This is a genomic window from Ensifer sp. EB106-03-01-XG145 (assembly GCF_058792075.1).
In genome coordinates this window covers 148,266-170,173 of record NZ_JBYTEC010000008.1, presented here as the reverse complement: position 1 = coordinate 170,173, position 21,908 = coordinate 148,266, and the positions used below count along the sequence as shown (strand labels likewise).

Annotated in this window: 21 protein-coding genes; 6 read left to right on the top strand and 15 right to left on the bottom strand. The window is 62.6% G+C overall.

What is annotated here, in order from left to right:
• Nucleotides 1-4 precede the first annotated feature (4 nt).
• From AC3WWH_RS20075 to AC3WWH_RS20065, 3 genes are all read right to left on the bottom strand, one after another.
• A complete protein-coding gene (locus AC3WWH_RS20075) occupies nt 5-721 on the bottom strand; it encodes an alpha/beta fold hydrolase (protein WP_245299112.1) in 717 nt (238 codons plus the stop codon).
• A gap of 195 nt (nt 722-916) precedes the next feature.
• Nucleotides 917-3,304 (bottom strand): thiamine pyrophosphate-binding protein, encoded by a 2,388-nt coding sequence (locus AC3WWH_RS20070; protein ID WP_058322104.1) that lies wholly within the window; start codon nt 3,302-3,304, stop codon nt 917-919.
• Nucleotides 3,305-3,353: 49 nt separating this feature from the next.
• Nucleotides 3,354-4,373, bottom strand: coding sequence for a 1-aminocyclopropane-1-carboxylate deaminase (locus tag AC3WWH_RS20065; RefSeq protein WP_058322105.1), 1,020 nt, complete (start codon nt 4,371-4,373; stop codon nt 3,354-3,356).
• Between the two features lie 143 nt (nt 4,374-4,516).
• Between AC3WWH_RS20065 and AC3WWH_RS20060 the strand changes: the two genes are divergently transcribed.
• Complete coding sequence (locus AC3WWH_RS20060) at nt 4,517-4,993, top strand: Lrp/AsnC family transcriptional regulator (protein WP_057255298.1); 477 nt, start codon at nt 4,517-4,519, stop codon at nt 4,991-4,993.
• 92 nt (nt 4,994-5,085) lie between these two features.
• On the opposite strand, the gene AC3WWH_RS20055 is transcribed toward AC3WWH_RS20060, so the two are convergent.
• Nucleotides 5,086-6,921, bottom strand: coding sequence for an ABC transporter ATP-binding protein (locus tag AC3WWH_RS20055; RefSeq protein WP_492377187.1), 1,836 nt, complete (start codon nt 6,919-6,921; stop codon nt 5,086-5,088).
• Nucleotides 6,922-6,970: 49 nt separating this feature from the next.
• The gene (locus AC3WWH_RS20050) at nt 6,971-8,170 is read right to left on the bottom strand and encodes an aminotransferase class V-fold PLP-dependent enzyme (protein WP_492377186.1); all 1,200 of its coding nucleotides are present in this window, start codon (nt 8,168-8,170) and stop codon (nt 6,971-6,973) included.
• Between the two features lie 217 nt (nt 8,171-8,387).
• Here AC3WWH_RS20050 and AC3WWH_RS20045 point away from each other — a divergent pair, with 217 nt between their 5' ends.
• On the top strand, nt 8,388-9,194 hold the full coding sequence (locus AC3WWH_RS20045; RefSeq protein WP_058322161.1) for an IclR family transcriptional regulator: 807 nt from the start codon (nt 8,388-8,390) through the stop codon (nt 9,192-9,194).
• A gap of 15 nt (nt 9,195-9,209) precedes the next feature.
• Here the strand turns inward: AC3WWH_RS20045 and AC3WWH_RS20040 are convergent, their stop codons facing one another.
• The 5 genes from AC3WWH_RS20040 to AC3WWH_RS20020 all read right to left on the bottom strand — a co-directional run bounded on the left by AC3WWH_RS20040 (nt 9,210) and on the right by AC3WWH_RS20020 (nt 14,424).
• Entirely contained in the window at nt 9,210-9,725 is a 516-nt protein-coding gene (locus tag AC3WWH_RS20040; RefSeq protein WP_058322108.1) for a RidA family protein, read from the bottom strand.
• A 22-nt stretch (nt 9,726-9,747) separates the two neighbouring features.
• Complete coding sequence (locus AC3WWH_RS20035) at nt 9,748-10,959, bottom strand: amidohydrolase/deacetylase family metallohydrolase (RefSeq protein WP_058322109.1); 1,212 nt, start codon at nt 10,957-10,959, stop codon at nt 9,748-9,750.
• Between the two features lie 3 nt (nt 10,960-10,962).
• A complete protein-coding gene (locus AC3WWH_RS20030) occupies nt 10,963-11,832 on the bottom strand; it encodes an ABC transporter permease (RefSeq protein WP_058322110.1) in 870 nt (289 codons plus the stop codon).
• Nucleotides 11,832-12,773, bottom strand: a complete 942-nt coding sequence (locus AC3WWH_RS20025) for an ABC transporter permease (RefSeq protein WP_058322111.1) — start codon at nt 12,771-12,773, stop codon at nt 11,832-11,834. The genes AC3WWH_RS20030 and AC3WWH_RS20025 overlap by 1 nt, the downstream gene beginning before the upstream one ends.
• A 121-nt stretch (nt 12,774-12,894) precedes the next feature.
• Nucleotides 12,895-14,424 (bottom strand): ABC transporter substrate-binding protein, encoded by a 1,530-nt coding sequence (locus AC3WWH_RS20020; protein ID WP_492377185.1) that lies wholly within the window; start codon nt 14,422-14,424, stop codon nt 12,895-12,897.
• Nucleotides 14,425-14,696: 272 nt separating this feature from the next.
• Here AC3WWH_RS20020 and AC3WWH_RS20015 point away from each other — a divergent pair, with 272 nt between their 5' ends.
• Nucleotides 14,697-15,395, top strand: coding sequence for an aspartate/glutamate racemase family protein (locus AC3WWH_RS20015; protein WP_058322113.1), 699 nt, complete (start codon nt 14,697-14,699; stop codon nt 15,393-15,395).
• Nucleotides 15,396-15,502: 107 nt separating this feature from the next.
• Here AC3WWH_RS20015 and AC3WWH_RS20010 read toward each other — a convergent pair whose 3' ends face one another.
• Complete coding sequence (locus tag AC3WWH_RS20010) at nt 15,503-15,796, bottom strand: hypothetical protein (protein ID WP_057255307.1); 294 nt, start codon at nt 15,794-15,796, stop codon at nt 15,503-15,505.
• A 244-nt stretch (nt 15,797-16,040) separates the two neighbouring features.
• A complete protein-coding gene (locus AC3WWH_RS20005) occupies nt 16,041-16,958 on the bottom strand; it encodes a LysR substrate-binding domain-containing protein (RefSeq protein ID WP_058322114.1) in 918 nt (305 codons plus the stop codon).
• Nucleotides 16,959-17,103: 145 nt separating this feature from the next.
• Here AC3WWH_RS20005 and ycaC point away from each other — a divergent pair, with 145 nt between their 5' ends.
• On the top strand, nt 17,104-17,730 hold the full coding sequence (ycaC, locus tag AC3WWH_RS20000) for an isochorismate family cysteine hydrolase YcaC (protein WP_492377184.1): 627 nt from the start codon (nt 17,104-17,106) through the stop codon (nt 17,728-17,730).
• Between the two features lie 84 nt (nt 17,731-17,814).
• Here ycaC and AC3WWH_RS19995 read toward each other — a convergent pair whose 3' ends face one another.
• Together AC3WWH_RS19995 and AC3WWH_RS19990 are read right to left on the bottom strand one after the other, a co-directional pair.
• The gene (locus tag AC3WWH_RS19995) at nt 17,815-18,993 is read right to left on the bottom strand and encodes an MFS transporter (RefSeq protein WP_058322116.1); all 1,179 of its coding nucleotides are present in this window, start codon (nt 18,991-18,993) and stop codon (nt 17,815-17,817) included.
• 307 nt (nt 18,994-19,300) lie between these two features.
• Complete coding sequence (locus AC3WWH_RS19990) at nt 19,301-19,717, bottom strand: DUF2000 domain-containing protein (protein WP_058322117.1); 417 nt, start codon at nt 19,715-19,717, stop codon at nt 19,301-19,303.
• Between the two features lie 130 nt (nt 19,718-19,847).
• On the opposite strand from AC3WWH_RS19990, the gene AC3WWH_RS19985 reads away from it, so the two are divergent.
• The gene (locus AC3WWH_RS19985; protein WP_492377183.1) at nt 19,848-20,333 is read left to right on the top strand and encodes an Lrp/AsnC family transcriptional regulator; all 486 of its coding nucleotides are present in this window, start codon (nt 19,848-19,850) and stop codon (nt 20,331-20,333) included.
• Between the two features lie 14 nt (nt 20,334-20,347).
• Here the strand turns inward: AC3WWH_RS19985 and AC3WWH_RS19980 are convergent, their stop codons facing one another.
• Nucleotides 20,348-21,256, bottom strand: a complete 909-nt coding sequence (locus AC3WWH_RS19980) for a LysR family transcriptional regulator (RefSeq protein ID WP_113398756.1) — start codon at nt 21,254-21,256, stop codon at nt 20,348-20,350.
• A 129-nt stretch (nt 21,257-21,385) separates the two neighbouring features.
• On the opposite strand from AC3WWH_RS19980, the gene AC3WWH_RS19975 reads away from it, so the two are divergent.
• Complete coding sequence (locus AC3WWH_RS19975; RefSeq protein WP_492377182.1) at nt 21,386-21,865, top strand: carboxymuconolactone decarboxylase family protein; 480 nt, start codon at nt 21,386-21,388, stop codon at nt 21,863-21,865.
• The last annotated feature ends 43 nt before the right edge of the window (nt 21,866-21,908 follow it).

Genomic DNA, 21,908 nt, shown 5'->3' with positions numbered 1-21,908 from the left:
TGCGTCAGTCGGAAAGCGTGGCCGCGGCCTTCTCAATCAGCGCGGCGACAGCCGCCGGCTGGGACATGAAGACTGCGTGGCTGGCTTTGACTTCGACCGGTTCGCTTCCGGCGCGCTTCGCCATCTCCCGCATCAGATCGGGATGAATGGCCCGGTCGTCGGTGGCGATCAGCGCCCAGCTCTTCTTGCTTTTCCACGCCGGTGCCGTGATCTTGGTCTCGAAGGCGGTCTTCGCGGGGAAGACCTGGGATTGCGCCATGAAGCGAGCCTCGTCCGCGGGGATATCGGCGGCAAAATCCTGAGCGAAAGCCTTCGGGTCGAGGTAGAGATAACCGTCCTTCGTCGCCGCGATGCTCTTGGTTGCCGCGGGTGTCCGGGCGGCGAGGTCGAGCAGGGTCTCGCCTGCATCCGGCTGGAACGCCGCCACGTAGACGAGGCCCGCGACGTTGTCGGCGCTTCCCGCTTCGGTCACCACCATGCCGCCATAGCTGTGGCCGACAAGAATGGACGGACCGGCCTGCAGGTCGAGGATGCGCTTGGTTGCAGTGACATCGTCGCCAAGCGAGGTCATCGGCGGCTGGACGACGGAGACGTTGAAACCCTTGGCACTCAAGAGGTCGAAGACCTTGCGCCAGCCAGAGCCATCGGCAAGTGCCCCGTGCACGATGACGACGTTCCTGATGGGATCGGCAAAAGCCTGTCCGAGCGGGGCAACCACCATTGCCAAGAGAGTGGCTGCCAGAATTCTTATTGTTCGCATTTCGAAAATCCTTTCCTGTTGGGTGCGGTTTCCCCTGGTACGGCGTCTGTTCCGGGACGGTGACGCTTCTCTGTTTTTGGAAGACGCAGGCGACCGCTCGCTGCCGGACAGGCAACGCGAGGCCATTCGTCTTCAAAGGTTGGTGTTCAGCCGGCGCTACGGAAAGAGGAGTGCCTCTTGCCCGGCGGCGGTCCGCCGCCCCGCGGTCAGCGCCATGACCGATGCGGCGATGGCGCTGCGGTCGAGACGGAAATGCCGGTAGAGATCGCCGATCGTCCCGGTCTGGCCGAAATGTTCGACGCCATGCGGGATCGTCCGGTGGCCGCCGACGGCACCGAGCCAGGAAAGCGTCGCCGGATGGCCGTCGATGACGGTGACGATGGCGCAATGGCCCGGCAGGGGATCGAGCAGTCGTTCGATATGGCTTCGCGCCTGCGGATTGCCGCGGGCACGTTCGCGCTGCGCCGCCGTCCAGCCGGCATTGAGCCGGTCGGCGGAAGTGACGGCGAGCACGCCGATGTCGCGGCGGACCTCTCCGATCATGCCGGCCGCCGCAATCGCCTCGTCGGCGACCGCCCCCTGATAGGCGATGACGACAGCACAGTTGGGCCCGGGTTTCCTCAGCCAATAGGCGCCGTCGATCGCTCCCTGGCGGAAATCGTCATCGACCCGCTTCAGCGGCTGTTCGAGCGGCTTGGTGGTGAGCCTCAGATAGACCGAGCCGCCAGTCTCGTCGCGCAGCCACGTGCGTTCGTCCGGGTCGTTGTCGCCGTCGCGCTGCATGTAGTTGAAGGCCCATTCCATGATGACCGCGAGCTCGTCGGCAAAGGCGGGCTCAAAGGCCGCCAGACCATCCTGGCTGATCCCGATGAGCGGCGTGCCGATCGACTGATGCGCGCCGCCTTCGGGCGCGAGCGTCACGCCGGAGGGCGTGCCGACGATCATGAAGCGGGCATCCTGGTAGCAGGCGTAGTTCAGCGCATCGAGGCCGCGGCAGACGAACGGGTCGTAGACCGTGCCGATCGGGATCAGCCTTCTGCCGAACAGCGAATGGCTGAGGCCCGCGGCACCGAGCAGCAGGAAAAGATTCATCTCGGCGATGCCGAGTTCCACGTGCTGACCTTCCGGCGTGAATTCCCACTTCGCCGTCGAGGCGATGCGGTGTTCGATGAAGGCATCGGCAAGCGGCTTTCGGGCGAAAAGCTTTCGCCGGTTTACCCAGCCGCCGAGACTGGTGGTGCCGGTCACATCCGGCGATGTGGTCAAAATGCGCTCGGCGAGTTCGGATTGGCCTTTGGCGAGATCGTCGAGGATCTTGCCGAACGCCATCTGGGTCGAGATTTCGCGTTGCGTCTCGAAGGCGATTGGCAGCACCTCTAGCCGACGGTCGGCATGCCGCCGTGCACCCTCGGCGAAGAAGGGGGCGGACGCGAGGAACGCCTTGAGCGCGCCCTGATCCCGCACGCCGGCGAACGGCTCCCACTCCTCGCCCTGTGCCACGCCCATATGCGCCTGCCATTCGGTAAATTGCGCTGTTGTCATCAGGCCGCCGTGGTTGTCCTTGTGGCCGGCGATCGGCGTGTTCCAGCCCTTGATCGTATAGGCGAGGAAGCAGGTCGGCCGGTCGTGGTCGATGGCGGCGAAGGTCTCCGCCATCGTCTCGACGCAGTTGCCGCCGAGGTTTTCCATCAGCGCTGAAAGCTCGGCATCGCTGCGCCGGTCGATCAGCGCGGAGACGTCGCCCTGGTCGCCGAGATCGTCGGCGAGGCGCTTGCGCCAGACGGCACCGCCCATGAAGGTAAGCGCCGCATATTCCTGGTTGGAGCAGCGGTCGATCCAGTCGCGCAGCTTCTCGCCGCCGGGCTCGGCAAAGGCCGCGCGTTGCAGCACGCCATACTTGACCCGCACCACGTCCCAGCCGAAAGCGCTGAAGATCTTTTCCACCCGCTCGAACAGGCCCTCGCGCACGATGCCGTCAAGGGACTGCCTGTTGTAGTCGATGATCCACCAGCAATTGCGCAGGTCGTTCTTCCAGCCCTCCTGCAGCGTTTCGTAAACATTGCCCTCGTCAAGCTCGGCGTCGCCGACGAGCGCCACCATGCGGCCGAGCTTGCCCTCTCCCCATTCCTTGGCGCGGACGAAATCCTGGACGATCGAGGCGAGGGCGGTGATGCCGACGCCGAGCCCGACCGAGCCGGTGGAGAAGTCGACGTCGTCGACATCCTTCGTCCGGCTCGGATAGCTCTGCGCCCCACCATAGCCGCGGAAGTTCATGAGTTTCTCGCGCGTTTGCCTGCCCATCAGATACTGCATCGCATGGAACACCGGGGCCGCATGCGGCTTGACGGCGACGCGATCTTCCGGCCGGAGCGCCGAGAAATAGAGCGCGGTCATGATCGCGACGACCGACGCGGAGCTTGCCTGGTGTCCTCCGGTCTTGATGCCGTCGACCTTCGGACGGATATGGTTAGCGTGATGGATCATCCAGTGGGAGAGCCAGAGCAGGCGCTTTTCGATCGTCTTGAGATGGCTGGTGTCGGTCATCGCCGTGTTCCGATGGAGAGACGAAAGGTGATGGAGTGCAGGCGGCGCGTCAGCCGTCCTTATAGTAGTAGCTGTAGCCGTTGAGAGCCGGCGCGCCGCCGAGATGAGCGTAGAGCACGCGCGAACCCTCGGGGAAGAAGCCCTTGCGGGTGAGATCAATCATGCCCTGCATGGATTTGCCCTCATACACCGGATCGGTGATCATCGCTTCGGTTCGCGCCGCAAGCCGGATCGCCGCGTTCGTTTCCTGAGATGGTACGCCATAGGCGGGGTAGGCGTAATCGGGATTGATGACGATCTCGTTTTCGCGGATCGCCCGGTTGAGCCCGACCAATTCGGCTGTGGAATCGACGATGTTGCGGACCTGGGAGCGGGTTTGCTCGAGCGTGCCCGATGCGTCGATGCCGATCACCCGCTCGGCCCGGTCCTGCGCCGCAAAACCGACGATCATGCCGCCCTGGGTCGAACCGGTGACCACGCAGACGACGATGTAATCGAAGGTGAAGCCGAGTTCCTTCTCCTGTTCCGCGACCTCTTCGGCAAAACCGACATAGCCGAGCGCGCCATATTTGTGCACCGAGGCGCCGGCCGGGATCGGATAGGGTTTGCCGCCCGCATCCTTCACCGACTGGATCGCGTCCTCCCAGCTCTTGCGGATGCCGATATCGAAGCCGTCATCGACCAGCCGGCTGTCCGCCCCCATCAGCCGCGTCATCAGGATGTTGCCGACGCGGTCATAAACCGCATCATAGTGCGGCACCCATTTTTCCTGGATGACGACGCATTTCATGCCGATCTTCGCTGCGGTCGCAGCGACCATGCGGGTGTGGTTCGACTGCACGCCGCCGATCGAGACCAGGGTGTCAGCGCCGGAGGCGATCGCATCCGGAACGATGTATTCGAGTTTCCGGAGTTTGTTACCGCCCATGGCGAGACCGGAATTGCAGTCTTCGCGCTTGGCATAGATCTCGACTTTTCCGCCAAGTGCTGCCGTCAGCCGCGGCAGATGCTCGATCGGCGTCGGGCCGAAGGTGAGCGGGTAGCGTTCGAACTTTTCGAGCAGTGACATTGTTCCAGGCCTCCGTGTGAAAATTGTGAGCGAAGGATAGGTGAAGTCGCGTGAAAGGTGCTCTCTAATTTCCTGTTCTGATTTTTGCAGATGAGATAGAGTTCTCAAACGATTTCGTTGTTCTTCAAGATTGTGGCTCAGAAATGAAAGATTCTTCCAACGAAGATTTCGACAGGATCGACATCAAGATCCTGCGCGCCCTGCAATCAGAAGGCCGGCTGACAAATGCTGACCTGGCCGAGCGGGTGAATGTCAGTCCGGCCACCTGCCACCGGCGGACGCAAAGGCTGTTCGACGAGGGTTACATTACCGGCGTTCGGGCGGAAATCGCACCCGCTGCTGTCGGTCTCGGCGCTTTGGTGATGGTCGGCGTGGTGCTCGACCGTTCGACGCCCGAAAGTTTTGCGGCCTTCGAAGGCGCGGTGATGGAGATGAAGGAAGTGCTCGACTGCAACCTGGTGGCCGGCGATTTCGACTATCTCCTGAAGATCCGCGTCCGCGACATGGCCGATTTCAACAAACTGCACGGCCTGAAGCTGATCGCCTTGCCCGGAGTGCGCCAGACGCGGACGTTCTTCGTGATGAAGGAAGTCAAGGAGAACGCGCGGCTGCCGTTCTGACGGCCGTCATACGGTTGGCCGCCCGCGCAGGAAGGTGCGCGGGGCTCACCTGTCTCGATCGAGAAGGATGCGGCCGGCTTGACGCAGTCCGCCTAGACCTGGACGAAATGGTCCTCGGCGACCTTTTGATAGCGCCGCTCGACCGGAACGTAGTCGGGCGCGCGCAAGGGGCTTTTGAGCTCGTCGCTCACAACGCCACGGCGCGTGTGGCGGCGGGTCGGGTCGGCGATCGGGACGGCGGCGATCAGCTTCCTGGTATAGGGGTGCTGCGGGTTTTCGAACACCTGTGCGCGTGAACCGATCTCGACGATTTCGCCGAGATGCATGACCGCCACACGGTGGCTGACGCGCTCGACGACCGCCATGTCGTGTGAGATGAACAGGTAGGCGAGGCCGAGGCTCGCCTGCAGGTCGAGCAGCAGGTTGATGACCTGTGCCTTGATCGAGACATCGAGTGCGGAAACGGATTCGTCGGCGACGATCACCTTCGGGTCGAGCGCCAAGGCGCGCGCGATGCAGACGCGCTGGCGCTGGCCGCCGGAGAATTCATGCGGGTAGCGCGCCGCCATGTCGGCCTGCAGGCCGACGCGTTCGAGCAGGTCGGCAACTCTTTCGCGGGCTTGGCGCGCTGTGCCGAGCTTGTGTTCGAGATAGGGTTCGGCGATCGCGGCCCCCACCGTCATGCGCGGATTGAGGCTCGCGAAGGGATCCTGGAAGATCATCTGCATGGTGCGGCGCATGTCGCGCAAGCCCCTGCGGTTCATCGCCAGCACGTCCTTTCCGTCAAGCATCACCGAGCCGCTTTCCGGCTCGATCAGCCGCATAATGGCACGGCCGGTCGTCGACTTGCCGCAGCCGGATTCGCCGACGAGCGACAGCGTCTCGCCCGGCTGCAGGCTGAAGGAGACGTCTTCGATCGCGTGCACGCGGCCCTTGAGCTTGCCCAGCAGACCGGCGTGAATGTCGAAGCGCTTGACGAGGTTCTTCACCTCAAGGATCGGCTTGCGGTCGGATTGAACCGTGTCGGTCGCTTCAGCCACGGTACCCGGAAGACCGGTTGCCGCATCGATGACCGGAAAGCGCATCGGCTGGGGCTCGCCCTTCATCGCCCCGAGCATCGGCACCGCCGAAAGAAGCGCGCGGGTATAGGGATGTTTCGCCCTGAGGAAGATGTCTTCCGTGCGACCGGTTTCGACCGCGTCACCGCGGAACATCACCACGGTGCGATCGGCGATCTCGGCGACGACGCCCATGTCGTGGGTGATGAACAGCACCGAGGTGCCTTCCTCCTCCTGCAGCACTTTGATCAGGTCGAGGATCTGGCCCTGGATGGTGACGTCGAGCGCCGTCGTCGGCTCGTCGGCGATCAGCAACTTCGGACGGCTTGCAAGCGCCATGGCGATCATCACGCGCTGGCGCATGCCGCCGGAGAAGCGGTGCGGGTACTCGTCGAAGCGTGACGCGGCCGAGGGGATACGGACCTTTTCGAGCAGGCGGATGGTTTCCGCACGGGCCTCGGCCTTCGACATGGGCTTGTGGCAGAGCAGCGCCTCTGAAATCTGGTCGCCGATGGTGAACAGCGGATTGAGGCTGGTCATGGGCTCCTGGAAGATCATCGCAACATCATTGCCGCGTACATGGCGCATCTCGGATTCGGGTAGGTCGAGGATATTGCGCCCGCCCATCATCACTCGGCCCTCTACGCGGCTCGTTTCCTTCTGCAAGAGCCGCATGATCGAGAGCGAGGTGACGCTCTTGCCCGAACCGGATTCGCCGACAATCGCGACGGTCTCTCCTGGCGCCACCTGGACGGAGATGTCGCGCACGACGGGCTTCCATGCGCCATCGACCAGGAACGAAGTCGTCAGGTTCTCGACGGAAAGAACAGGCGTCGTCGAGCGGGCCTCTGCGATTGCGGTGTCGGTCATGTCGGCTCCTCCGCCTGTTGCTATGCGTCTTGTCGTTTTCGGTGTCCGGTCAGTCAGGCCAGCGCAGCAGGCCGGCGAAGCGCCGGGCGTTGCGCTCGCTGAGCGAGGTCGAGATGATCTCGTTCGAGGCGCGCGCCTTGTCGAGCTCCTCGGCAAGGCGGCTTGCGACCACCTTCTCCTGGCCGGGGTGCAGGTTGCAGGGGTCGAGGTAGAAGTAATTGTGCTCGGCCTCATGGTCGCGCACGATGATCGGCGGTGTGCCACGTGCGAGCGCGTCGGCGAGGTCCCAGGCGGTGATGTGGGCTTCCTGCGGGTTCATGTTGACGCGCAGGCGGTCGAGCGGGTTGTTGGTCGGATCGGCCTCGATCACCGGCTTGATGCCGGGGCGGCCGCTCAGCGTCTCGTGCCAGAGGTTCAGGTAACCGGTTTCGCGCTCGCGGATGCCGGCGTGGTCGCGCTTTTCCCAGGCTTCGAGTGCCGCCATCACGCCCAGCATGCTTTCCTTGCCAACCTTCATGCCGCGGCCGATGCCGAGGTTCTGCAGGAAGGTGTTGCGCACCAATTCCTTCTTTCCGGCGACGATGCCCGATGTCGGGCCACCCAGGAACTTGTGGCCGGAATAGAGCACGATGTCGGCGCCCTCATCGAGGAAGATGCGCAGGTCGTATTCGGAGGCGGCATCGACGATGACAGGCACCCCCTTCGAATGGCAGACCTCGGCAAATTCCTTGAGGCCAATGAGCCCATACTGCACAACGTGATGCGAGACGACGTAGACAGCGCAGGCCGTGCGCTCGTTGATAGCGCCTTCCAGATGGTAGCGGTAAGCCGAGGTCGCCTGGCCGACCAGCACCGGCTTTGCGCCGGCGATGCGGATCGCCTGATCGACGGGCGCGCCGTAGCTCACCACATGGCCCATCTGGATGAGGACCTCGTTCTTGAGGCCGTTCGTATCGGGCAGGCGCTCGATCGCGGCCAGATCGCTGCCGGTCATGCAGCCTGCGACGGCGAGGCTGATGCCGGCGGAGCAGGAGGCCGTGACGAAACCGGCTTCGGCACCCGTCAGCCGCGTAATCACTGGGCTCACCTTGCGCTGCAGGTCGTTGATCTCAACGAACTGCGGCAGTATGCCTGTCATCGCGGCGATCGCTTCCGGGACCACGATCGACGCGCCGAGCCCGGTCATCGTGCCGGAGACGTTGATAACGGGACGAAGTCCGAGAGCTTCGCGAATGTCACGGTCAGGCATAGTGGTCTCCATGTAATTTTCTGGCAGGCGATTTTCTGGCAGTCGAAACGGATAGACTATTCCGTTTTCGCGGAATATCTACCATAGTAATGAAGTATGCGTGAGGCCTTCCGCCATCTGTCACAGCCGCCATGGAGGGCGCGTCAGCAGGGGGAGCCGACACTTTCCCGGCAGTGCGCAATTCGAGCCGCGCAGGAGTTGAGCAGTGGACAAGACGATGACCGGCGTCGAGCCGAACGATGATATTGAAACGACCGGCAAGCCGCGCCGTTCGCGCGTGAGCGGTATGGACCGCGCCTTGCAGGTGCTCGATTTCCTTTACGAGACGGGTTCCCCGAGCGGCGTCTACGCGATTGCCAAGGCGGTCGGCGCGCCGCTGTCGACGGCCTATGTGATTGTCGACGACATGGTCGAGAAGAACCTGCTCAGCCGCGATGCCGATGGCCTCGTCTGGCTTGGCGACCGGCTCTACCATTATGGTCTCGCCTATGCCCGGTCCCTCGATTTCCTGGGTGTTGCCACCCGCGAGATGCACGATCTCGGCCGCGAGGTTTCCGAAACGATCCAGCTGTGCGGTCGCGACGGCGACTACATGCAGGTGCTCGCCATGGCCGACGGTCCCGGCCATTTCCAGGTGACCTCGCGCGTCGGCACCCGTGTGCCGCTCAACTGGACGGCATCCGGTCGCCTGCTCGTTGGCCATCTGCCGGCCGAGGAAAGGCTCGAGCTTTTCCGCCGCTGCGCCCGCACTTCGCCCACCGGCCGCGCCGACATCGATCCGGCGGCACTTTCCGACCAGGCCGGCAGCGCGCTTCAAGCAAGGCTGTCGATCCAGGCCGGCGAATCCGATTATGCGGTCGCTTGCGTTGCCGCTCCCATTCTCGACGACAAGGGCAATTGCGCCGCGACGATCTCGATCGTTCTGCCGGAGCAGAAGATCCTCGACGACCGGGCGTTCTACGCCGATCACGTCAGGGTATCCGCCGAGCGGATCGAGAAGATGATGGGCTGGCGCAGCCATTGATCCAACCTCCCGTCGTTAATCGTGCAGAGCGACGATCGCTTCGATCTCGACGGTGATGTTGCCGGGTAGCGACCCGAAACCCACCGCCGAGCGCGCATGGCTGCCGGCCTCGCCGAAGACATCCATCATCAGGTCCGAGCAGCCGTTGATGACGCGCGGGTGCTCGGCGAAATCCGGAACGGCATTGACCATGCCGAGGATTTTGACGATGCGCTTGACCCGCCCGAGGTCGCCCAGTGCATCGTGCATGACGGCAAGCAGGTTGATGCCGGTCAGCCGGGCGTGATCATAGGCGCTGTCGATATCGACATCGGCGCCCACCTTGCCGGCATGCAGATGGCCATCGACTTCACGCGGGCCCTGGCCTGAGAGGTAGAGGATGTTGCCTTCGCGCACATGCGTCACGAAATTCGCGATCGGCGGCGGCGCCGGCGGCAGGTTGATGCCGAGGGCCTGAAGCCGTTGATAAGGCGAGGCGGCGGCAGGGCTGTCTTTATTCTGGTCCAGACTGTTCACGCGATGTCCTGTCATTGCTGTATTCTGTCGTCTCGAGTCAGCGATAGACGTAACCCTGGCTGTGATCGGGGCACTCGATATGCGGCGGCTGATAGCGGTTGGCCGCGACCACCTCGGTGCCCATCACCGCGTAGCGTGGCTCGAAGAGGCGGTTGAGATGCGCCTCAGCACCGAGTGAATCGAAGACCCTGAGTTCGCTATCGACGAGATCGAAGAGGGTGAACTCGGCGCGGGCGCCGACGCTCAAGAGATTGTCCATCGGCAGGCGGATCACCGAGGCTGGCGCCTGGGTCACGGCCTCGACCACCTTTTCAAAGGGCATGCCGACGCTGAGCAGCTTCGACATGGTGGTGCCGAGATCCCAGACGGACTGGTTCATGCTGCGCAGATGTACGTCGGTGGAGATCGAGAAAGGCAGGAGCCCGCGGGCGATCGCGACTTCGGCGACGCGGAAGGAGAAGGAGGCGCCGCCATGGCCGATGTCGAGGCGGATGCCTTCGCCGGCGCAACGTTCTGCAAGCTCGAACAGGTCCTCGTCCTCGATGATGCTGGAGCCGGCCTTGCCGTTGAAGCAGTGGGTGACGATGTCGCCGGGACCGAGGATTTCGAGCACCTCGTCGTAAAGCGCCGGCGGCTCGCCGACATGCACCATCATTGGGATCTTCAGGATCTTGGCAATCTTCTTGCCGAGCTTGACCGGCGTCACGCCCCAGGAGCCGGTGATCACATGGCTGGCGCGGACCTTCAGCCCGACGATGTGCTCGCGGTTTTCCTGGTAGCAGGCGATGATGCGGTCGATGTCGATCGAGCGGATGTCGCTGAGTTCACTGACGCGGTTGCAGGCGACGAGACCGATCGAACCGAGATTGAGGAATGCCTTGATGCGCTCGCGCGAGGGCTCGATGATGTACTCGCGAAAGCCGTGGAAATTGGCTTCGCCGGCCGATCCGGCGTCGACGATGGTGGTAACCCCACGCTCCATGCCGCAAAGCTGCGGGCGCACGGAAATGTCGGTGCCACCATGCCAGACATGGGCATGCAGGTCGATCCAACCGGGCGAGATCCAGGCGCCATTGCCCTCGATGCGGCGCACGCTGCCTGATGCCTCCAGGTTAGGACCGAGGGCTGCGATGCGGCCTTCGCCATCGACGAGGATATCGATCGTTTCGGCCGCTGCGGCCATGCCGAAGGCGACGGGTTTCACCTGCCGGATCAGCACCGGACCTGCGCTGGTGGTTGCGTTCGTCATGACTTACAGGTCCTTTCTGAGGCGGGGATCGAGCATGTCGCGCAGGCCGTCTCCGACCATCTGCAGCGACAGGACCGAGAGCACGATGGCGATGCCGGGGAAGAGCGTCACCCAGTCGGCCTGGCCGATGTATTGGCGACCCGAGGCGATCATCGTGCCCCAGGTGGGAATTTCCGGGCTGACGCCGACGCCAAGGAAAGAGAGGCCGGCTTCGGCAAGCATCGCATGGGCAAAGAGGAAGGTGCCCTGGACCAGGACGGGCGAGAGCAGGTTGCGCAGCACGTGGCGCGTCATGATGTGCGGGGTCGAGATTCCAAGCGCGCACGCCGCCTCGACATAGGGAAGCTCGCGGATCACCAGCGTCGAGGCGCGCACCACGCGGGCAAGCCTGGGCGCATAGACGATGCTGAGCGCGATGATGACGGTCGTCAGCGATGGTCCGAGGGCGGCGACGAGCGCGATCGCAAGCAGGATATCCGGGAAGGCCATCATCGCGTCGATGACGCGGGCGATCGGTGTGTCGAGCTTCGGGAAGAAGCCGGCGAGCAGGCCGAGCACGACGCCGATCACGGTTGCGAGCGTGACGACGGCCGCACCGACGAGGAGCGACAGCCGGCCGGCATAGATGGTGCGGGAAAAGACGTCACGGCCGAATTCGTCGGTGCCGAAGAACCATTGCGGGCTCGGCGGCGACAGACGGTTGACGATCGACAGCTTGCCGGGCGCATAGGGCGCGATCAGTGGCGCGAAGACGGCCAAGAGCACGAAGACGGTCAGCACGATGAGGCCGAAGGCAACGGTCTTGCGCTTGAGCAGCCGGCGGATGAACTTGCGGCCCTCGCTCTCGGAGGGGGCAGATACGGTGATAGCCATCAGTAACGTACCCTTGGATCAACGAGGAGATAGAGCATATCGATCGCGAAATTGATCAGCACATAGAGCGCGGCGATCACCAGCAGGGCACCCTGGATGACAGGATAGTCGCGGCGAAGCACGGCGGAGACGACGAGGTTGCCGACGCCCGGCAGGCCGAAGACGGTTTCGGTGACGACGGCGCCCGAGATCAGCACCGCGGCTGTCAGCCCAATGATCGTCAGGATCGGGATCAGCGCATTCTTCAGCGCGTGTTTCATCACCACCTTGCGCTCGCCGAGGCCCTTGGCGCGGGCTGTGCGGATGAAATCGTCGCCGAGCACATCGAGCATCGAAGCGCGAGTGAAGCGCAGGATCAGCGCGGAGGAAACGACGCCGAGCGCGATCGCCGGCAAGGTCAGGTGATACATGCGCTCGGTAAAGGAGGAGCCGGGCCCGCCATAGCCGGAAACCGGGAACCAGCCAAAGCGCACCGCAAACACCTGGATCAGGATCAGGCCGAGCCAGAAGCTCGGTATGCTCGCCGCCAGCATGGCGAGGGTCGTTGCCGCCTGGTCGACGAAGGAGCCGCGCCTATAGGCGGCGTAGATGCCGATCGGCAGCGCGATGGCGCAGGCGATCACGATCGAGAACAGCGTCAGGAAGAAGGTCGGCTCGGCGCGTTCCGCAAGCGCCGAGGTCACCGGCTGGTTGAGGAAGATCGACTGGCCGAGGTCACCCTGAAGCAACTGCCCGATATAGTAGACATATTGCAGGCCGAGCGACTGGTCGAGGCCGAGCCGGGTGCGCAGTTCAGCGATGTCCTCCTGGGTCGCCTCCGGGCCGAGCATGACGGCAGCGGGGTCGCCCGGTGTCACGCGGACGATGACGAAGACGATCGTGACGACGATCGCCATGACGACGATCATGCCCATCAGCCGCTGGAATATGTAGCGTAACATGGTGGCCTCGAACCTTTCCTGTGCACCTTGCCCACTGGTGTGAATGAACAACGGCGCGCCCTTCCGGCGGACGCCAGGCCAGTGGCTGGGCGTCCGCCGAAGTCCCTGGGAGGGTGGGAGCTTACTTCTTGATCGAAGCGTTCCAGAAATACGGCCATGGCGCCGGTGACACGCCTTCAAGCGTCTTCGACTTTGCCGAGAGCGCGTTGAAGTCGCCGATCTTGATGAAAGGCACTTCTTCGAAGATCACCTTCTGCACATCGGCCCAGAGAGCCACGCGCTTGGCCGGATCGGATTCGGCGTTGAAGGCATCGACCGCCTTGGCACGCGCCGGGGTATCCCAGTTGCCGGGGGCCTTGGTCGACATCATGCCGATGAGCGCCGGTTCCGGCAGGAAGGGGCTGTGGGTGATGTAGATGTCCCAAAGCGTCGGGTCGGCGCGGCGCTGGGTGAGCGTCGCCCAGTCGACCACCTGCAGATCGACGGTGAAGCCGGCGAGCTTCAGATATTCGGCCGCGACCTGCGCCATCTTGTAGTGGAACTCGTACTGGCGGCTGGTGAGGATGCGCAGCGGCTCTCCCTTGTAGCCGGCGGCTTTCAAGAGTTCGCCAGCCTTTTCCGGGTCGGCGATGTTGTAGGCGCCTTCGGTGCCGGCATCGGTGCGCCAGGTGAATTGCGACGGATAAAGTGCGGCATCGAGCGCATAGAAGTCGGTGGTGCCGAAGGCGGCCGCCATCATGTCTTCCATGCTGAGCGAGGCGCGGATCGCCTTGCGCAGATCGACATTCTTGGTCATGCCGTTGCCGGAGTTCAGCACGAAGACCGGCCAGCCGAAGGGCTGCAGCATGACAGGATCGGAGGCGCTGGACCCCTTCACGCGGTCGAAGGATTCGACCGGCAGCGAATCGACATAGTCATACTGGCCGGAGACGGCGGCCTCGACGCGGGTGTTCGGGTCCGGCACCGGCACGAAGCGGATTTCGTCGGCATACTGGTGGCGGGCGCCGCGGTAGCCGTTGGCGTCGCCTTCCGGCGACGTGTAGGCGTCGTAGCGGGTCAGCTGGATATACTGGTCCGCCTTGCGCTCCTTCAGCTGGTAGGGGCCGGTGCCGACGAAATCGGTCATCGGTTCAGCCTGCTTTTCCGACGGAAGCACGATCGCCGCGGAATTGTTGAAGGCGAGCAGCGAGACGAGCGGCGCGTAAGGGGTGTTGAGCGAGATCTTGACCGTCAGCGGGTCGACCGCCTCGATGCCCGAGATCGTCGTTGCGGTCTGCTTGCCACGCGAGGCGACCTTCGTCCAGCGCTCGAGCGAGGCGACCACGTCCTTGGCATCGAGGTCGGTGCCATCATGGAACCTGACGCCGGAGCGCAGCTTGATCGTGTAGGTCTTGCCGTCAGCGCTGATCTCCGGAAGGGCGCTCGCCAGAAGCGGCGTCGGCTTCCAGTCCTTGTCGAAGGTGTAGAGCGTTTCGAAGATGTGCTGCGAGACGATGCCGACGAGGTCGGCGGTCGACGCCATCGGGTCGAGCGTCGGCGGTTCGCCGACCGTCGCGACATTGATGACGCCACCCTTTTCCTGGGCAAAGGCAAGGGTTGCCGATGCCACGAGCGCGGTTCCGATAAGCAATGCAAGTTTGGTCGATTTCATATTTGCTCCTCCTCTTATTCCATAATTGTGCTATGTCGTTCTTTATTTTGGAATATAAAAGTCCACGAAACCGGAAATGTCAATCGGTTGTCGTCGTCACGTCACGCAGCTTCGCGGAAAAGTCCGTTGATGGGGGCGGGAAAGGGGCTCGTCGGAGACCGGCGTTGAGCCCCGCAATTGCCTTCTGCGCCGGGCGCTTGCGGTCGCTGGAGCTATCGCGATGGCTCACGATTTGTTAGCTCAGAGTCCGGTTCGAAAATGGAGCGCGCAAAGTGAAGGTCATCGGCCTGATTGGCGGCATGAGCTGGGAGAGCTCGGCCGAGTACTACCGCATCATCAACGAGACGGTTCGCGGCCGCCTGGGCGGCGTGCATTCGGCAAAGTCGCTGATGTGGTCGATGGATTTCGGCGAAATCGAACGGCTTCAGCATCATGGCGACTGGCCGGCTCTGACAGAGGAAATGATTGCGGCGGCGCGTCGCCTGGAGGCCGGCGGCGCCGATTTCCTGATGATCTGCACCAACACGATGCACAAGATGGCAGCCGACGTTTCGGCAGCCGTTTCCATTCCGCTGCTTCACATCGCCGACCCGACGGCGGAGAAGATCAAGGCCGCAGGCCTGAGCAAGGTCGGTCTGCTTGGAACCGCCTTCACCATGGAGCAGGATTTCTACAAGGGCCGTTTGAAGGACACGTTTGGTCTCGAGGTGCTGGTGCCGGAGGCGGACGACCGCGCCAAGGTACACGAGATCATCTATCGAGAACTCGTCGCCGGCATCGTCAAGGACAGCTCGCGCGACGCCTATCGCGGCGTCATCGCGCGGCTGGTCGATGCGGGCGCGGAAGCGATCATCATGGGCTGCACCGAGATCATGCTGTTGATTTCGCAGGCCGACAGCCCGGTTCCGGTGTTCGATACCACTGAGATTCATGCGCTGGCCGCGGTCGACCTCGCGCTCGAAGGCGCGTGAGACGCCTAATGGCCCGCTGAGCAGCCGCCGCGGCCGGTCGAGGATAATCATCATCGACCGGTGCAAAGTGGCAACGGCCGGCTGGTCGCCGGCCGTGGTCGTAAGCTTTAGTGCAAGGTGAACTCTCGGGGCTCGCCCTGAAACAGGCTGATCAACGCGATACCCTGCTGCAACAGAAGTTCGGCCGCCGGCAGATCGCCAACGACCAGGTCGTCAGCACAGCTGATGATGATGTTGGCGAGGCTGATCGAATTCTCTGCAAACCGGTCATCGCCGATCTCGTAGGCCTTCTCGGCCGTTGCTTCGAGTGCGTCTGCGACGAGCGCCATCATGTCCGAGCGCTCGTGGAGCGTCATCTTGTCCAGTGTCTTGGCGTCAAGTGTCTTGGCAGAAGTCTGCATGATTACCTTCCCTATTGTTCAAGCCGGAATTGGCCGCGCCGGCCAGTGGCCGGGGGAAAAGTCTACGACTGGGATGGAGTGCTGAAGGGAGCCGGCGTCGAACGCGGCTTCATTATTAAGATCGTGAAAACCGGCGCGGGATGCAAGGAATGGCTACTATGCGCCCTGCGCATGGGTCTGCGGATCGAAGGCGAAGAGGTGCCTTCGAGACGCACTAAACGCTCATATGGGTGGTGTTCGTCGGTTATGCCAGACTCTCGTTCACCGTCAGGCGATCGGCAGCGCATTCCTGGGCGAGAAAGTCGATGAAGGTGCGAACCGACGGCAGAAGCCCGCGCCTTGAGGGAAAGACGGCGTGCACGATGCCGGATGCAGGCCGCCATTGCGGCAGCACCGGCACCAGGGTTCCGGCCGCCAGGTCCTTCCAGATCATCATCGTCGGCAATTGCACGATTCCGGCTCCGTCGAGCACCGCTTCGCGCAGCGCTGCCATATCGTCCGTCAGGAAGCGTGGCTCGTGCCGGACGACCGCCTGCTCTCCCGTGGCACTTTCCAACCGCCATTCGTAAGCGTGTGTGGCCGAAGTCCAGGCAAGGCTTGCGAGCCCCGTCAGTTGCTCGGGCGTCTGGACCGGTTCCTTCAGGAACCCCGGCTTGGCAACGAGATATTGCGAGCTGTCGTCGAGCTTGCGCATGACCAGCTCGCTTCTTTCCAGCGGCGGAAACCGGACTCGGATCGAGACGTCGAAACCCTCGGCGATCACGTCCACGCGGCGGTTGGTGCTTTCGAGCTGCAGGCTGATTTTCGGATGCGCGGTCATGAACCGGGCGAAAAGCCTGCCGAATTGGAAGGAGATCAGCGCCGTCGGGCAGCTCACCCGGATAGTCCCCTGAGGCTCTCCCTGCTGCTGTGCGATAAAGGCATCTGCCGCTTCGGCTTCGATTAACACGGCGACGCACCGCTGGTAATATTCGCGGCCGACATCGGTGACAAAGAACCGGCGCGGCGAGCGTTGGATCAGCCGGACGCCGATCCGGTCCTCCAGCATCGCGATGCGCCGGCTCAGTCGGGATTTTTGCGTTCCCGTCGCCCGTGCCGCTGCCGCAAAACCGCCATGCTCGACGACTTGCACGAAATAATAGAGGTCGTTCAGGTCTTGCATCGTTCTATTGATAGGACACTGCGTCGGATTCCACAATCTTTTTGCATGCGTGGTCCTGAAGTAGCCTACGTTCAATCACAGCGGATCAGACAGCAACAAGGACGTTGCCGGCCGTGATGGAACTAAACGAAAGAAAGGACTTCCGATGACCAAGCCCTACGTACGTCTCAACAAGGATGATGTTGCCGTCCTGTTCGTCGACCATCAGACCGGCCTCCTGTCGCTGGTGCGCGATTTCGATCCGGACAAGTTCAAGAACAATGTCCTGGCGCTCGGCGACCTCGCCAAATACTTCAAGCTGCCGACGGTCCTGACGACCAGCTTTGAAGATGGTCCGAATGGCCCGCTGGTGCCTGAACTGAAGAAACTGTTTCCCGATGCGCCCTTCATTCCCCGTCCGGGCCAGATCAACGCCTGGGACAATGAGGATTTCGTCAGGGCGGTGAAGGCGACCGGCAAGAAGCAGCTCTTGATTGCCGGCGTGGTGACCGAGGTCTGCGTGGCGTTTCCGGCGCTTTCGGCGATCGAGGAAGGCTTCGAGGTTTTCGTGGTCGCCGACGCTTCCGGCACGTTCGATGAGGTGACCAGGGATTCCGCCTTGTCGCGCATGACCGCCGCCGGCGTTCAGCTAATGACCTGGTTCGGCGTTGCCTGCGAATTGCACCGCGATTGGCGCAACGATATCGAGGGGCTTGGCACGCTGTTCTCGAACCACATTCCCGACTACCGCAACCTCATCACCAGCTACAACACGATGGCGGCGCGCAAGTAAGCCACGTCTGCCGATAAACGACGAAAACCCCGGCCGAAAATCGGCCGGGGTTTTCACGGTTCCATGGATCTATCGCCTTGGCTGTTACGCGCGGCTCGCGGCTTGCTGGGCGTCCTGCGCGCTCGCGCGGTTGGCCGGCTTCAAACGGCCGGTCAAAAGCAGGCTGACGGCGAGGAAGGGCACGAGCACGCCGAGGCCGAAGCGCATGTCGCTGTGCTCGGCGATCAGGCCGATCAGTGGTGGTCCGAGCAGGAAGCCGAGCAGAGCGATGAAGGACAGGATGGCGACGCTGGCTGCGGCCGGTCGGTCCTTCTGGTCGGCGGCCGCCGTGACGGCGAGCGGGAAGCCGACAGATACCCCGAAGCCCATGGCGGCAAAGCCGAGCAGCGCTGCCCAGGCGGCGGGGCTTGCAACGACCAGAAGCAGCCCGGCAATGCTGGCGATGCCACAGGCGCGCGCAACCGCCACCGGACCATAACTCGCCTTCAGCCGGTCACCGGCAAAACGGCCGGCTGCCACCATGAAGGCGAAGATCGAATAGCCGAAGCCGGCGCTGGCGCTGGAGAGCCCGAAGACATCGCGCAGGAAAACGGCCGACCAGTCTGCCACAGCGCCTTCGGTCATGGTGATGCCGAAGACGAAGAAGCAGACGCCGAGAAGCGCAAAGCTCGGCAGCCGTCGCCTGGACGGCGCCGCCTCCGCAGCCGCGGCCTCGCCGGTTTGGAGGAGCGGCAGCATTCTGGCGAAAAAGACGCTGATCGGCAACATGACCGCGGCCGCCAGCGGCACTGCCCATTCCGGCGCAACATGGACCGCGGCGAAACCGACGCCGATCAGGCTGCCGGTCATGATGCCGAGGCTCCAGAAGCCGTGACAGGTGCTCATGATCAACTGTCCGGAGTGCTTCTCGATCGCATCCGCCTCGATGTTGAGGCCGAGCTCGAGCGTCGTCAGGGCCGCACCGACGATGGCGAGCGTCACGAAGAGGATCTCGATATTCGAGGCCCATGTCGGCAGCCAGACGAGCGCCAGAAACACAATGAAGCCGTAGAGGATGGTGGCGCGACCGCCGACCCGGGCGACCAGGCGTCCGGCAAACGGCAGCGTCAAGAGAATGCCGACGGGCATTCCGAGCAATGCGATTGCCAGTTCCGCCGGTCCGAGGCCAAGCCTTTGCTGCACATCGGGGATGCGCGGCAGCCAAGCGCCGAAGGCGATCGGCTGAAGGAAGAAGATCAGCATGATGAGACGTTGATTGGTCATGCGCATTGGTCCCCAACAGGTATCGCATCGCGCGATCAACCACGGCAGCGGCGGCCGGGGTGATGTGGTCTATGATGATATTCTGATATTCTGAAAATCGTTTTCAGAGCTTGTCGCGCACGACAGGAGTCGTCAAGGCTAGAAAAAGTCGCCAAGCCGGAAAGCTATGTCCTTTCGGTCGAATGGGCGGAAGTGTTGCGGATGTGTCGCCACCAATTCCGCCATTGGTCTGGTCGCGATGAAAAAAATGTACATGCTGGACAAGGAGGTGAGGTTTTGCCTTCCGCGCCGTTGCGGGACTTTCGCTTCATCGCAGCAATTTCAGGGATCCCGTCAGCGATTTGACCCACTTGGAGGCACCGGCCAGGCCAATGCCGTCGATCGTTTCCTCCGAGAGATCACGCACGGGGAATTGCGTTTCGTAGTCCGCATAGCTGTGCAGAGAGCGCGCAAAAGCCGGAAACGGCACGATGATGCGGTCTTCCTCTTTCGGCAGCGCCTTCAGGAGCAACGCGCCGATCGTCCTATTGTCGGCCTGCAGGATCGGGATGGGTCGGTTGGAGCTGATGTCGATCGTATTTTGATTGCTGTCGGTAAGGTGCTGATTGCCAAGAACGGGCATGGCCGCGCCGATGCCGATGGAAATCGCCGCGATGGTGTTGGCGAGATGACCCGGCGGCAGCTCCGGATTGATGATAATGGCGAGGCGGATGTCCTGAAGCACGGTGGTCTATTCCTCTCTGTTTGTCGATGGGGAGAATAGAGCAGGCCTTGAGGTAAGTTCTTTCGGATGTTGCGGAGATTTACGAATATGCGGTAGGTTCTACCTGTATTGACAAAGAATGAGGTAGGACATGCCTGCGATCTTGACGCCCGCCGATGTGAAGATTTTGACCGCGCTGCAGAATGACGGGCGCCTGAGCAACCAGGCGCTTTCGGAGGAAGTGGGCATGTCGACCTCGCCCTGCTGGCGGCGCGTGCGCCAGCTTGAGGATGATGGCGTCATTCAGGGCTATATGGCTGTCCTGAACCGGAAGGAAATCGACTTGGGAGTGCTCGCCTTCATCCGGGTGAAGATCGACAGCCATACGAAGGCGGAAGCCGATGCTTTCGCCGATGAAGTGATGAAGCTCGACAGCGTTGTCGCCTGCTACAGCATAGCCGGCGACGCGGACTTCCTTCTGCAGGTCGTTTCATCCGACCTCGATTCCTATTCGGATTTCGCCATGAAAGTGGTGCGGCGGCTGCCGTGCATCAAGGAAATGCAGACGACCTTCGTGCTGAAGGAGATCAAGGCCTTCAACGGACTCCCGTTGCGCGCAACGACCGGACAACGCTGAGCGGCGTTCCGCTGTTAGGAGGAGGCGGACGCCATCAACGGATCTTCCTTCACTGCCTCGACAAGAAAATCGAGAACGGTTCGCACACGCAGCGGCATGTTCCGGCGCGACGGATAGACGACGCTGATCGGCAGCCGCGCTGGCGGAAAGTCCGGCATCAGGTTCACCAGCCTGCCAGCTTCGATGTCGGGGCAGGCGAGGATGTGCGACAGGATCGCCAGGCCGCTTCCCGCAAGCACCGCACGGTGCACGGCCACCGCATTGTTGGCGACGAGACGCGGGGCGATGCGCACGAAGATGTCGTCGGATCCATCGGAAAAGGACCAGGAGCGTCCGTCACCGGCGCGACTGTAGCAGATACATTCGTGGCCGCTGATATCATCGGGCGTCCTGAGCGCACCCCGCTGTTCAAGGTAGCTCGGTGCGGCAACGAGGAAGGCGGTCGTCCAGCCGATGCGCCGGCACATCAGGCTGCTGTCCGACACCGGACCGAGGCGCACTTCGAGATCAATGCCTTCGCCGACCAGATCCGACGGCTCTTCCCGGAAGATCAACTCGACCGACAGGCTGGGATGCCGCTCGAGAAAGGCGGCGAGCCGATCGCTGACATAAAGCCCGAGGGGTGCGGGCAGGGTGAGCCGGACACGACCGGAGACCAAGGCAGTCTCGGCAGACGAGGCTTCGTTCAGGGCGTCGACCGCTTCCACTACCCGGAGCGCCATCGGGATCATGTGCTCGCCCTCGGCGGTAAGCGCCAATGCGCTCGTCGTCCGGTGAAGAAGGCGCGTGTTCAGGTGCTCCTCGAGAGCCGATACCTGCCGCGAGACCGCCGGCTGCGTCAGGTTGAGATCGAGTGCTGCGGCGGAAAACGAGCCCGTCTCCGCCACGCGCAGGAAGGCTCTCAGCGCTGAGACAATATCCATCCGGTCCCTCAAACGTTTCGGCATAAGCCTTATGCGCCGAGTGTATGACCGTTGCGCTTTACTGTCCAGTAATTACGGATATCTTGTATCCATAAGGATAACAAATGTCCTTAATTGTGGAGCGAACCCATGACACAGCGCCTGAACTACGCACAGCATTCCCCCGAGTTCTTCAAGAAAATCTCCGACCTCAGCCTCAGCCTGAGGGACAGCGTCATCGAACAGAAGATCCGCGACCTCGTGAACATAAGGGCCTCGCAGATCAATGGCTGCGCCTTCTGCGTTGACATGCATGTGAAGGAGGCAAAGATTCACGGCGAGAGCGAACTGCGTCTCTACCACGTCGCGATCTGGCGTGAATCGAACCTCTTCATCCCGCGCGAACGCGCAGCGCTTGCCTGGGCCGAGGCGGTTACGAAACTGCCCGAAGGCGGCATTCCGGACGAACTTTACGAGCGTGTACGCGGCCAGCTTTCGGAGAAGGAGATCTCCGATCTCACCTTCTCCATCATGGTCATCAATGCCTGGAACCGCGTCAGTGTCGCCTTCAACGCCGTGCCGGGCTCGGCCGACAAGCTCTATGGCCTCGACAAGGCAGGACTGAACTAAACCCTGTTCCTGAGTGATCGAACAACGCGGCCAGTCGCCGCAA